Source organism: Helicobacter mastomyrinus (genome assembly GCF_039555295.1).
Classification (GTDB): domain Bacteria; phylum Campylobacterota; class Campylobacteria; order Campylobacterales; family Helicobacteraceae; genus Helicobacter_C; species Helicobacter_C mastomyrinus.
The window spans coordinates 1,704,603-1,717,009 of record NZ_CP145316.1 but is presented as its reverse complement, the minus strand read 5'-3'; the positions used below and the strand labels follow the sequence as shown (position 1 = coordinate 1,717,009).

Sequence of the window (12,407 nt, the reverse complement as noted above, 5' to 3'; positions counted from 1 at the left end):
AGTTTTCTTTGGTTAGAACCAAAGGATTTTTTTATGAATGATATTGTTATTGATGTGCCTTTAGAAAAGATAAAAGAAGATGAAAAACTTTTTGAATATATTTCTTTTAAAAAAGCTAGAAAAACTCCTGAAGTTTATCAAGCTAAAGTGCATAATGCTTTTATAAATTATTTCACTCAATCTAGTAGTCATTCTTCTACTTCTCACACTCATCATAGAAATAAGATTATCATCAAAAATATTGGCAATATGAAAAGAACACACTTGCATAATGCTCTAAGTTATACCATTGAAAAGAGCTATCAAGAATCTATGAATATTTTTGATGATATGGACTTTCATACAGAGCTTTTATCACAGCATAAAAAATGTGCGATTGATTATCTTGGTAACTTTGTAGGAGTAGATGAGATTCTAAAAGATTGGCAAAAAGATTTTTCATCGAATAAAAACACAAATGAAGCCTTGCATTTAGTCTTTTCTCTCAATGAAATACACTCTCCTACCATTATGGAAATACTCTTACAATCTGCTCAAAATACTTTGCAGAGTATAAATATATTCTTGTCCCTCACGCTCATCAAAACAAGCCACATATTCATATCATCATTAATAAGACAAACATCTTTTTAAAGAAAAAACTTCACTTCAACTCTAAGCAAGAATGTGCAGCATTTTATGATAGTTTGCGTGAGGATTTTAAACAAAACTTGTTTGTTCTTTCAAATGGAAAGTTAGATTATAGCAACGATGTCAAGGTAAATAGAGATTTTTTGCGCCAACATTTAGATTCTAAACTTGAAAACTTAGATAAATTTAACACAAGTAATGCTAATAAAGATGATAGTATAGAGCAAGATGTAAGATTCTTTGCTACTTATAAAAAAGCTATTAATAGCCTTAATGCTAAAATCAAATCTCTTTATTCTGCTAATGAAATCTTAAAGCAAGAAATGTGGCAAACTTCAAGACATTTAAAGAATGTAGAAAAAAAGATTAAAGAGCTAGAATCTAAAGGCATTAATCCTACTCAACTTAAAGAAAAAAGATTACTCCTCTTTGATGAACTTTCTCACGCAAAAAATCAAATGAATAAAAATGAGCGCAAAGCTAATGTTTTAAGGGAACATATGAAAAGATTTTTAGATTGGGAGGATACTTATAAAAGCTTTTCACATCATTTTACTTTGCTTAACAAAAAGAAGTCTATTCTTAGCTCGTTTAAGTCATATGAGCAATACTTGCCTCTTGATGTGATAGATACACTCAAACACTTTAAAAGAGATATAGCACAATTTGAACATACTCTAGGCACAAATATAGAGAAAATGAGCAGTGGAATTATTGCAGAAGCTACAAACTACAATCATAAAAGCAATGCCTTTGCTTTAAGCAAAAAGCTATCACATCTCTTGCATTATAAGCATATTGTCTCTACACTTACTTTTCCACAAAACAATGCCTTAGAATCTAAGAAGAAAGAGTGCATAGATGCTCTTGAATGTAACGCGCAAAGCTTACTCCAAGCCATAAAGCAAAGAATGATAGATATTAATGCACATTTAGCCCTTACAAAAGAGGATTTAGAGCAGTCTTTAGCGATTGAACATAAAGATATAAAGCGCATAGCCTATCTGCATAAAAAATGTAGCTTTCTTTTAAAAGAACAACAAGTGTGTGAAAGGACTTTACACAAGTATAATATTGCTTTAAATCCTATTCCAAATACGCAACAATCACAATTTAGCAAATCTATTGTAACTACTCTCAATCTCGCACATAAAGCTATACAAGATAATAGAGATTCTTATACTACTAAAGCACAATCACATAAACTTGTGATATTAGAATCTGCAATAGAAACTAAAGCAAAATTGACAATAGAATCTAAAAAGAAAAGATAAAGCTATGCAAGGAGATTTTAAGACTTTTGAGTGCTGGATTTATTTTTTAGTTTCTTAAGTTTATCTTCTAGCTCTTTGGCTAAAAGCTCTTGTTTGTAGGATAGGTAAAATCTTAAAGAATCCTCAATGAGTGAGCCTTTTGTTTCACCTCTTACGCCAAATTCATTTAAAAATGTCTCTACTTCTTGTAAAAGCGATTGACTAAGATAAAATGTGTAATATTTTTTATCCTTTGGTTTGACATTGTGATTCTTTTGTAGGGTAAGCTCTTGTGCGTGAGTAAGATTAATGGTATAATCAAACTATATTTTTATTCTTTTATTCTTTGAAGTCAATATGATAAAAGTTTATGTTTTTGTGGTAGGATTCTTCTTTACAAAAAGGAGGTGTTGTGAAATGATTAACGAATTGCGAATTATGGAAGCAGCAAATCAAGCCAGAATACTCGTTTATCAGTTATTTCCTATTGACCCAATCCTTATTGCAAAAGCTATGGGGCTAGAAGTTTTCACCGCAGCACTTCCCCGCAATGTAAGCGGACAAATTTTTTATAAAGAAAAAAAGATTTTTGTAGAGCAAACAGATTTCATTACGAGGCAGACTTTTAGTGTGGCACACGAACTAGGGCATTTTATTTTGCATAATGATGGCACAAGCCATACAAGCCTAAGAGACACTACCGCCACACAAGGAATAGACACAAAAGAAATTGAAGCAAATTGTTTTGCTGCTAATCTTTTAATGCCAAAAGATGAAGTTTTACGACTTGTAGGCTTGAATTTTGCAGTAGATTCTATGGCTAGTTATTTTGGTGTATCACCTATTGCTATGGAATACCGCCTAAATAATTTAGGTGTGTTTGCATATGTCTAATGAAATGCCAAAAGAGGCAACTCTTGCGCAAAGCAAAGAGGATTTAGCGAGTGAAGTAGAATTGCAAAAAATCAAACAGCAAAACGAAAAAGCACGTGAAGTTATAGAATATAACAATTTGCTAAAGAAACAAGATGACTCGGAAGCAATACTTCATAATGCAAAGATATTAAATGATTTAAGCAAAAATCTAGTCTCTTTCTTTTTCAAAAAACTTGCTTTTATCGGTTGGGTTGTTGTTTATATGGCATTAAATATATGTTTTCATTATCATCTTGGTGAGAAAGCAAGTTTTTATATTGGTTTGATAGATAAAATAGGTTTATTTATTATTGTGTGTATTTTGGGTAAGTTTTTAAAAGACAATCTAAGCCTCTTTATAGAAATGCTTAAGAAGTAAAAAGCACAACCTTTTGTTTTTATGCAGTTGTAACACTTTCTAATCTAAAGAATTATCATTTAGAGATTTTCAGGCTTTGATAGAATCTCTTTTACTTCCTGCTTTAGCAAATCTATTGTAACTACTCTCAATCTCGCACATAAAGCTATACAAGATAATAGAGATTCTTATACTACTAAAGCACAATCACATAAACTTGTGATATTAGAATCTGCAATAGAAACTAAAGCAAAATTGACAATAGAATCTAAAAAGAAAAGATAAAGCTATGCAAGGAGATTTTAAGACTTTTGAGTGCTGGATTTATTTTTTAGTTTCTTAAGTTTATCTTCTAGCTCTTTGGCTAAAAGCTCTTGTTTGTAGGATAGGTAAAATCTTAAAGAATCCTCAATGAGTGAGCCTTTTGTTTCACCTCTTACGCCAAATTCATTTAAAAATGTCTCTACTTCTTGTAAAAGCGATTGACTAAGATAAAATGTGTAATATTTTTTATCCTTTGGTTTGACATTGTGATTCTTTTGTAGGGTAAGCTCTTGTGCGTGAGTAAGATTAACATTTGAAGCAGATTCTACAAAGTCTTTTGCTTTTGTGCTCGATTCTAAGCTATTTATTTGTGCAAGTTTATTTTTTACATTGTATTTCATTAATATGCCTTTATCAAATTATCTATCGCCTTTTGATTTTTGTGGGCTGTGGTGATGTGTTGGTATTTACCTGCTTTTGTAAGTGTATAAGCTTAAGGCTTACATTTTGACATTCCTCTAAGAATTTACTTAATGGGCTAAAATTTGCCTCTTTTTGCGCAGTATGTAGGCAAGATAAATATGTCGCTCTTTGCGTATTTTCAATAAGTGGAGGAATCAAATTATTTTGAATACATTGAAAGCTCATCAATAATCGTCCGCTCCTGCCATTGCCATCAGCAAATGGGTGTATTTTCTCATAAAGGGCGTGAAATTCGGCTATCTTTGCCAAATCCAAATCATTACTTGGGAATTGATAGAGGAGATTCTCTATATCCTGTGCTATTTTACTTGGTTGGGATAGTTGAATATCAACGCCTGTGATTTTAGCATAATCCGTTCTGTATGCACCTATTGGTGTTCGCACGAGATGAGGGGTAACCTTATGAGCGTGAGAGAAAATAATATAATGCAAATCTTTGATAAAAGAGGGATTAAGCAAAATACTTTTATCGTTTGCCTCTCGTATTATCACATCGTAAGCATCTGCAAAACCTAAGATAATTAAATGCTCATCAAGGGGTTTATTATTAGCAGTTTTACCGCTCTCAAGTAGGCTTTTTGTCTCGCCATAGCTTAAAGATATACCCTCTATGGCGTTGCTATGGTGAGTAAGGCTTATGCGCAATGTCTTAAAAAGTTCCTCTCTTTGAATGAGTGTGAGCTCATTTAATTTTGTCATCATTTATCCTTAAAGTTATAAATTTATGAAGCCCATATCTTAAGCCATCTCTGTATTTAAAGCTACTTGTAATATCTCATCTTTGATATTTAAAAACTCTATTTGTGCCTTTGTATCATTATATTCATTAATGCCTAAGCCCTCACTAATAGCTCTTTTGTATGAGATTCTATCATAAAGAATAGATTGAAGTAAATACAAATGCTCATAACTTTGCTGTGCTTCTTTAATTGCGTTACATAAGTCTTGTAGCTCTTTATACAAAATACAAAGATTATCCATGGAATATTAAATTCTTAACAAAGCCTCACTTAAAGTTCTACAATCACAAGTTTGTTATAAGAATGTTTTGCTATAATCTTGCGCTTATTTTATGAATTACCTTGTTTATGGAGCAATTATGGCAAATGCTTTTTTTGTGATTCAAATTGTTTTAGCGGTGCTTATTACGATTGTAGTGCTTTTACAAAAAAGCTCAAGTATCGGGCTTGGCGCATATAGTGGCAGCAATGAATCTGTATTTGGAGCAAAGGGTCCTGCTGGGTTTTTAGCTAAATTTACAATGTTTCTAGGATTACTTTTTGTGCTAAACACCATCATGCTTAGCTATACCTACAATAAACAAAGCCAAAAGAGTGTGCTTGATAGCCTACCAAATGATACGCTTCTCGCCCCACCTGCAGCTAAACCTGATGACAAAAGCGCATTTATCGTAGATGAAAATGCCGCCCCATCTGCGCCATTACTCGCTCCAACACAAGATTCAAAACATTAAAGGAGCATTATGCTTAATGAGATTTATAACCATGCTAAATCCCATATGGATAAAACCATAGAATCGCTTCGCAGGGATTTTGCCACACTACGTAGTGGCAAGGTGAGTGTGAATATCCTCGATAATATTCGCATAGATTATTATGGCACTCCTACACCGCTTAACCAAGTAGGCTCTGTTATCGCTCAAGATGCCACTACCATTATCATTACTCCTTGGGAGAAGCCTTTACTAAAAGACATTGAAAAGGCTATCCAAGAGGCAAATATCGGTGTAAATCCAAATAGTGATAGCGAATGTGTCAAATTATTTTTCCCCCCTATGAGCAAGGAGCAGCGCATAGAAATCGCAAAAAATGCTAAATCTATGGGAGAAAAGGCAAAAGTCGCCATTCGCAACATTCGACAAGATGCTAATAATCACATCAAAAAACTTGAAAAAGACAAAGATATTACAGAGGATGAAAGCAAAAAAGCGCTTGAAGAGATTCAAAAACATACTGATGAGTTTGTCAAAAAATGCGATGAAATGGTGAAACACAAAGAAGAAGAGATAATGAAAGTATAAATATGAGTGAAGTTATAGGGTTCAAACACAAAGAAAACATTTATGACATCTGCACCGCTAAGGAATTAGGCATTAGTGGCAATGCAATACATTTTGACAATTCTAATGAATCTTTAGAAATTATCCGCCACTCCTGCGCCCATCTTATGGCTCAAGCCATCAAATCACTCTATCCTGAAGCGCAATTTTTCGTAGGACCTGTGGTTGATGAGGGATTTTATTATGATTTTAAGGTAGATAGCAAGATTGGTGAGGAGGATTTAGCACGTATTGAATCTGCTATGCGTGAGCTTGCCAAAAAAGCCTATCCTATTACTAAAACCACGCTCCCACGTGCACAGGTGGAGAAGAGATTTGCCAATGACGAGCTAAAACGTGCTGTAATGAGCCGCATTACAAGCGATGAGTTGAGCATTTACACACAGGGGGATTTTGAAGATTTATGCAGGGGACCACACTTGCCAAATACTGCGCTTTTAGAGCATTTTAAACTCACAAAAATAGCAGGAGCATATTTAGGCGGCGATGAAAAGGCGCGAATGCTTACACGTATTTATGGAATCGCCTTTGCTGATAAGGCATCATTAAAAGCTTATCTCTACCAACTCGAAGAGGCGAAAAAGCGCGACCATCGCAAACTCGGGCAAGAAATGGAACTTTTTACCTTTGATGAGGAAATCGGCGCGGGACTGCCTATTTGGCTACCTAAGGGAGCAAGATTACGTAAAAATATTGAGAATCTCCTCACAAAAGCCCTTATTGAGCGTGGCTATGAGCCTGTTAGAGGACCAGAGATTCTAAAAAGTGCGGTTTGGAAAACAAGCGGACATTATGCAAATTATGGCGAAAATATGTATTTTACAACTATTGATGATGTGGAATATGGCATTAAGCCTATGAATTGCGTGGGGCATATCAAAGTTTATCAAAGTGCTTTAAGGAGCTATCGGGATTTGCCTTTAAGATTCTATGAATATGGTATCGTCCATCGCCACGAAAAAAGCGGTGTATTACACGGATTACTCCGTGTGCGTGAATTTACACAAGATGACGCACATATTTTTTGCAAAACAGAGCAAATTTGCGCCGAAGTCAATGACATCATCGCTTTTTGCAAAAGCATTATAAATGCCTTTAATTTCAGCTATGAAATGGAGCTTGCTACTCGACCAGAAAAATCCATAGGAGATGAGAAGGTGTGGGAGAGTGCAACACAAGCGCTTAAAGATGCATTAGAGCAAAATCACATCGCATATCGTATTGATGAGGGTGGCGGGGCATTCTATGGGCCAAAGATTGATATCAAAATCACTGATGCCATTGGCAGAAAATGGCAATGCGGGACGATACAAATTGATATGAATCTGCCAGAGCGTTTCAAGCTTAGCTATACTAATGAGCATAATGAACAAGTGCAGCCTGTGATGATTCACCGCGCTTTGCTTGGCTCATTTGAGCGATTTGTCGCTATTTTGACAGAGCATTTTAGCGGTGAGTTTCCACTTTTTATTGCGCCCACACAGGTGATTCTTATCCCTATTGGCGATGCACAGCTTGAATATGCTAAGATATTGCGACATAAGATTCTTACTCAAAGTGAAGCTTATGCTGAAATCATCGATAAAAATGAGAGTTTGGGTAAAAAAGTGAGACTTGCTGAAAAACAGCGAGTGCCGCTTATTGTTGTCATTGGGGCAAAGGAAGTGGAAAGCAAAGTGCTTGCGATTCGAGATAGGAGGGAGAAAACACAATATGAACTCCCAGAAGAGGCGTTTATCGCTATGTTGCAAACAAAAATAAGAGAGGTTAGTTTTTGAACAAAGAAGAAACATTGCTAAATGAAGAAATAGACTTTAAAGAAGTGCGCTGTATAGGCGATGATGGGCAGGTGTATGGGATTATATCTTCCGCAGAGGCATTGAATCTTGCTAATCAAGCAGGGCTTGATTTAGTGTTAATCTCTCCCAATGCTAAACCGCCTGTGTGTAAGATTATGGATTATGGCAAATATCGCTATCAAGCCGAAAAAAAGCAAAAAGAAGCGCGTAAAAAGCAAAAACAAATCGAAATTAAAGAAATTAAGCTTTCAACGCAAATCGCGCAAAATGATATTAATTACAAAGTCAAGCACGCCATTGAATTTTTAGAATCTGGCAAACACGTGAGGTTTAAAGTATTCCTCAAGCAGCGTGAGTTGGGCATTCCCCAAGCGGGTATGGATACCCTACATAAAGTCGCAGCAATACTTGAAGACATCGCCATAGCAGAAAAAGAGCCAAAGCTAGAGGGCAAATACCTCAATGTGCTTTATGTGCCAAAGAAAAAAGACAAACATTAATCTTATGAAAGGAGAAAATAATGCCAAAGATGAAAACAAATCGCGGTGCAGCTAAACGTTTCAAGTTCAAAAAAAATGCTTTCAAACGTGGTAGTGCATTCAAAAGTCATATTCTGACTAAGAAATCACCCAAACGTAAAGCTAACCTTAATGCACCAAAATATGTTCACAGCACAAATGTTGATTCTGTAAAAAGCCTACTTTGTATGGCTTAAGAATCCCACTCCCCATCATATAAATATGGGAAAGAGAAGCGAAAGCTTACACCTCAATTAAGGTAAAGGAGATAAAATGAGAGTTAAAACAGGCGTTGTTCGACGAAGAAGACATAAGAAGATTTTAAAACTTGCTCGGGGCTTTTACAGCGGCAGACGCAAACATTTTAGAAAGGCAAAAGAGCAGTTAGAACGCAGTATGTGCTATGCTTTCCGCGATAGGAAGCAAAAGAAGCGCAATTTTAGGCAATTATGGATTACGCGTATTAATGCGGCGTGTAAAATGAATGGCATTAGTTACTCGCGCTTTATGTATGCTCTTAAATGCGCCAATATCGACCTTGATAGGAAGATACTTGCAGATATGGCGATGAATGACATCAACGCATTTAACGCTATCGTGGCAAATGTGAAAGATAAAATCAAGTAAAATTATGTCATAAGGTCTGCTTTTTGCACCTTATGACATAAATCACTATGACTCGTTATTATAATTTTGCTACTACATAGCATTACAAATAACACTAGGTGCTATCTGCCATCTTTATCTCCATCTAAAATCCCAATCTGAATCAAAGATTACCTTTTTATTAAAATGCTTTAGCGATTGCATTTCTATCACAAAGTATTTTTCCCTAAAACAATAGCTTCCCAAAATGCCTAAATACGCCTATGGCTAAGATTGTTTTATTCATCAAGTGAGTTTTTAAGATTTATATCATTAAACCACTTCAAGCCATTGGGGTAAATAGGTATGGAATCTATCTTGGATAAGGATATGATGAGCCATATCACCTTTAAATGCCACCTGCCCTATGTTATGGGCTTTAGCAAGGGTAGTAAGAGCGGCAGATAGAATCTCACACATTGAGCTTACTGCGCCATAGGCTACCCCCTCGATTTCTAATCCTCCTAAAAGGTAACACAAAGGCAGTCGCAAAGATTTATCAATATCGATTTGACACATTTGTGTGCCGCTTAGTTTCATATCGAGTTTGCTTATATGGGGGAAAAGATAACTTTGCGCAATGTGGAGCATATCAAATGTGCTATGCGCTTTACCAAACATTTGCGCGATAAGGGGCAGAATATCACTCAAATTTTGTGAGAGTTCTAAAGGATTAGATTCTGTAATTTGGCATATATCTGCAAGATTCCTTGCTGTGCGCCATTTGCTGTAATTTTCTACAAGCCTTGCTCCAAGCTTATTTTTCCCACTAAGATGTGCTAAAAGTGTGGGAAAATGTGCCTGAAAGCTACAATCAAGCAGATTTTGCGGAATGGCAGAATCTGTGGTTTGTATGTAGATTTTTGTGGGGGCATTGCTTTGCCATTCCAAGATAAGTGTATTGCTATCTGTTTCATCATCAATATTGTGTATATGAGGGAAGTGTGAAAGGGTTTTACGCGTTGTGATATAAGCATTTACGTTATTTAAAGGCTCTTCAATACGCCCAAAGCTATCCCAAAAATTTGGCTCACTACACGCGATACAGCCGTGTCCTGCGCGCACAGGCCAACTTGTCTTTGCATTAAATTTCACTTTCGGGCAGTTATTAGCGACATAGGGTCCCTTGCAGCCGACCTTATAGAGACAATAGCCATCTTGCAAATGCGGGTCATCAAAGCTTTCTACAAAATCCCCCGATTCAAACTTTGCCTTTCTCTCGCACATATCGTGTAAATTCTTACCATAGCTCCATAAAGGGCGATTGAAATTATCAAGTTCAGGGAGTTCATCAAAGAGGATAAAATATATCAAAGATCCGATAATATTTGCTTCACTTGGGGGACAGCCGGGGATGTTCACTACCTTTTGAGATAAAAATGTATCTATGCCTACTGAAGATGTGGGATTGGGAAGAGCAGCTTGCACGCCACCAAAGCTACTACAAGTCCCTACGGCAAAGATTGCTTTTGCTTTACTTGCTACTTCTTTGCTCTCCATCTCTCCTGTAATGCTATCCGCCCCTGAAGTCATAAAATAAGCATTCTCATCAAGTGATACGCCACCCTCAATAACGAGAATAAAATCCTCATCTAATGTGTCGTGGAGAGATTTTTTTGCCCCAAAGCCTACCGCGCCCATAATGGTCTCGTGATACTCTAGGGAAATATATTCAAGTAATAAGGATTCTACACCGGGCTTATCTAATCGCAAAAAGCTCTCGCTACAGCCGGTACATTCTGCCATATGGAGCCATATTAGGCGAGTTGGTGGCTTGAGAGAAAGGATTTGGACGCATAATTCTATACATTCTTTGGGTATGCCAATGAGTGTGCAAATCTGCCCTATCCATTCCTTATTTACGATATATCGGGGTTCTTTATATTGAGATTGAATCTCACTCAGACGTTGCTCTAGCCGCTCAAGCATTTGAGTTTTATCCATACAATATTCCTTTATTGAGATGGCATTATTCTATCGTATATCTTTTGAGATATGAATAAAGGCGCGCTATGAAACTATTTTTATTGCTTCTTTATATTTATTAACTTTACACGAGATTTACTTGCAGGCTGCTCCATACAATACTTTTCTTGATATGTTAGAAGGCGCAGATTCTCTTTGCTGAGCTGATAGTCTTTATCAAACTTTTTACGCACAATTTGCTCAATTATATCGCGCTCATCTCCTGTATCATCTTGAAATAAATCAAGCACAAGTGCATAAAGCTGAATATTATTTGAGATACATTCAATCGCGTATTGCCTTTCTTGAAGGAAAAGTTGCTCATCTTTAGCATATTCTTTGAGCTTGATAACAATATGATTAAAAACGCGTTGCACAAGATGGGGTTTGAGATATTGTGCTAGTATCTTTGGTAGCTCATTAAGCAATGTCTCTAAACGCTCCTTTTGCATAAAAAGCAGCACAGGCAAAAGCGTGATAATATCCTCTGTATTCTTATCTACCGAACGAGATTCTAATTTGAGCCATAGACGTTCGAGCAATCCGTATTTATAAGATTCTAATGTCATTTTTACGCCTCTTGTATGGAGTCATAAATCTCTGTGCCAATGCCCTGTGTGGTGAAAAGCTCTAAAAGTAGCGAATGCTCCACGCGCCCATCGATAATATGTGCCTTTTGCACACCATTTTGCACACAATCCACACAGGCTTCAAGTTTGGGTATCATACCGCCGCTTATAACGCCCTGTGCTACAAGGCTTTGAATCTGTGAGGGCGTGAGTGAGGAAATAAGCTCTTTGTTATTATTCAAAACACCTGCAATATCGCTTAGGAAAATAATCTTTTGTGCCTTAAGTGCCTTAGCAATATGACAAGCGGCAATATCAGCATTGATATTATAGCCCAAATGCCCCGCACTCTCGCCTGTGGCAATAGGGGCAATCACAGGCACAAAGCCATCATTAATCACTTGCAATAAAAACTCCGGATTCACATTTGTAATCTCGCCTGTGTAGCCAAGTGCGCCATTATCCTTTGCTTGTGCTTGAAGTAAGTGTGCGTCCTTGCCACTCATACCCACTGCCTTTGCCCCGTGGAAGTTAAGAAAAGCTGTAAGCTCTTTATTAATCTCCCCGCTTAACACCATCTCCACCACGCGCATAGAATCTGCACAAGTGATACGATAGCCATCTTTAAAGCTACTTTGTATGCCTAGTGTATCGAGCATTTCATTAATGCGTTTGCCCCCACCATGCACGATGACAGGCTTTAAGCCAAGCATATACATAATAACAATATCAAGGGCAAATTTTTCTTTGAGTTCAGGGCTGGTTTGTGCTGCACCGCCATATTTAATCACAATGATTTTGCCACGAAAGATTCGAATAAATGGAAGAGAATCTAGTAATATCTTCACAACCCTTGCATTTTTTTGCATAAAACTACCCTTGATAAAAATTAAAATGTGCTATTATACTCAAATTCTATATAAAAGGA

At 36.4% G+C, this 12,407-nt stretch carries 16 protein-coding genes; 10 read left to right on the top strand and 6 right to left on the bottom strand.

Annotated features, from left to right (window positions below; all coding sequences use genetic code 11):
• Positions 1-33: 33 nt before the first annotated feature.
• From V3I05_RS08715 to V3I05_RS08700, 4 genes are all read left to right on the top strand, one after another.
• Entirely contained in the window at positions 34-633 is a 600-nt protein-coding gene (locus V3I05_RS08715; protein WP_343353349.1) for a hypothetical protein, read from the top strand.
• Positions 634-773: 140 nt separating this feature from the next.
• Positions 774-1,904 (top strand): hypothetical protein, encoded by a 1,131-nt coding sequence (locus V3I05_RS08710; protein WP_343353348.1) that lies wholly within the window; start codon positions 774-776, stop codon positions 1,902-1,904.
• A 396-nt stretch (positions 1,905-2,300) separates the two neighbouring features.
• A complete protein-coding gene (locus tag V3I05_RS08705) occupies positions 2,301-2,777 on the top strand; it encodes an ImmA/IrrE family metallo-endopeptidase (protein WP_300446352.1) in 477 nt (158 codons plus the stop codon).
• Positions 2,770-3,177, top strand: coding sequence for a hypothetical protein (locus V3I05_RS08700; RefSeq protein ID WP_300732159.1), 408 nt, complete (start codon positions 2,770-2,772; stop codon positions 3,175-3,177). Before V3I05_RS08705 ends, V3I05_RS08700 begins: the two co-directional genes overlap by 8 nt.
• A 281-nt stretch (positions 3,178-3,458) precedes the next feature.
• Here the strand turns inward: V3I05_RS08700 and V3I05_RS08695 are convergent, their stop codons facing one another.
• Genes V3I05_RS08695 through V3I05_RS08685 form a run of 3 tightly spaced genes read right to left on the bottom strand, consistent with a single transcriptional unit; the run spans position 3,459 to position 4,866 of the window.
• The gene (locus V3I05_RS08695) at positions 3,459-3,821 is read right to left on the bottom strand and encodes a hypothetical protein (protein ID WP_034343749.1); all 363 of its coding nucleotides are present in this window, start codon (positions 3,819-3,821) and stop codon (positions 3,459-3,461) included.
• Positions 3,822-3,843: 22 nt separating this feature from the next.
• Positions 3,844-4,602 (bottom strand): Fic family protein, encoded by a 759-nt coding sequence (locus tag V3I05_RS08690; RefSeq protein ID WP_300732165.1) that lies wholly within the window; start codon positions 4,600-4,602, stop codon positions 3,844-3,846.
• 39 nt (positions 4,603-4,641) lie between these two features.
• The gene (locus V3I05_RS08685; RefSeq protein ID WP_300449363.1) at positions 4,642-4,866 is read right to left on the bottom strand and encodes a hypothetical protein; all 225 of its coding nucleotides are present in this window, start codon (positions 4,864-4,866) and stop codon (positions 4,642-4,644) included.
• A 136-nt stretch (positions 4,867-5,002) separates the two neighbouring features.
• On the opposite strand from V3I05_RS08685, the gene secG reads away from it, so the two are divergent.
• From secG to rplT, 6 genes are all read left to right on the top strand, one after another.
• Positions 5,003-5,377 carry a preprotein translocase subunit SecG gene (secG, locus tag V3I05_RS08680; protein ID WP_300446342.1) on the top strand — a complete coding sequence of 125 codons (375 nt, stop codon included), beginning with the start codon at positions 5,003-5,005 and terminating at the stop codon, positions 5,375-5,377.
• Positions 5,378-5,386: 9 nt separating this feature from the next.
• Positions 5,387-5,944 (top strand): ribosome recycling factor, encoded by a 558-nt coding sequence (gene frr / locus V3I05_RS08675; RefSeq protein WP_295698271.1) that lies wholly within the window; start codon positions 5,387-5,389, stop codon positions 5,942-5,944.
• 2 nt (positions 5,945-5,946) lie between these two features.
• Entirely contained in the window at positions 5,947-7,761 is a 1,815-nt protein-coding gene (gene thrS, locus V3I05_RS08670) for a threonine--tRNA ligase (RefSeq protein WP_343353343.1), read from the top strand.
• On the top strand, positions 7,758-8,282 hold the full coding sequence (infC, locus tag V3I05_RS08665) for a translation initiation factor IF-3 (RefSeq protein ID WP_300446337.1): 525 nt from the start codon (positions 7,758-7,760) through the stop codon (positions 8,280-8,282). Before thrS ends, infC begins: the two co-directional genes overlap by 4 nt.
• A gap of 20 nt (positions 8,283-8,302) precedes the next feature.
• Complete coding sequence (rpmI, locus tag V3I05_RS08660; protein ID WP_295698279.1) at positions 8,303-8,497, top strand: 50S ribosomal protein L35; 195 nt, start codon at positions 8,303-8,305, stop codon at positions 8,495-8,497.
• A gap of 76 nt (positions 8,498-8,573) precedes the next feature.
• Positions 8,574-8,927, top strand: coding sequence for a 50S ribosomal protein L20 (gene rplT, locus V3I05_RS08655; RefSeq protein ID WP_295698281.1), 354 nt, complete (start codon positions 8,574-8,576; stop codon positions 8,925-8,927).
• A gap of 291 nt (positions 8,928-9,218) precedes the next feature.
• Here the strand turns inward: rplT and V3I05_RS08650 are convergent, their stop codons facing one another.
• The 3 genes from V3I05_RS08650 to argB all read right to left on the bottom strand — a co-directional run bounded on the left by V3I05_RS08650 (position 9,219) and on the right by argB (position 12,348).
• Entirely contained in the window at positions 9,219-10,889 is a 1,671-nt protein-coding gene (locus V3I05_RS08650) for a hydrogenase small subunit (RefSeq protein ID WP_343353341.1), read from the bottom strand.
• An 80-nt stretch (positions 10,890-10,969) separates the two neighbouring features.
• Positions 10,970-11,479 carry a hypothetical protein gene (locus V3I05_RS08645; RefSeq protein WP_295698286.1) on the bottom strand — a complete coding sequence of 170 codons (510 nt, stop codon included), beginning with the start codon at positions 11,477-11,479 and terminating at the stop codon, positions 10,970-10,972.
• Between the two features lie 2 nt (positions 11,480-11,481).
• The gene (gene argB / locus V3I05_RS08640) at positions 11,482-12,348 is read right to left on the bottom strand and encodes an acetylglutamate kinase (protein WP_295698288.1); all 867 of its coding nucleotides are present in this window, start codon (positions 12,346-12,348) and stop codon (positions 11,482-11,484) included.
• Positions 12,349-12,407 lie beyond the last annotated feature (59 nt).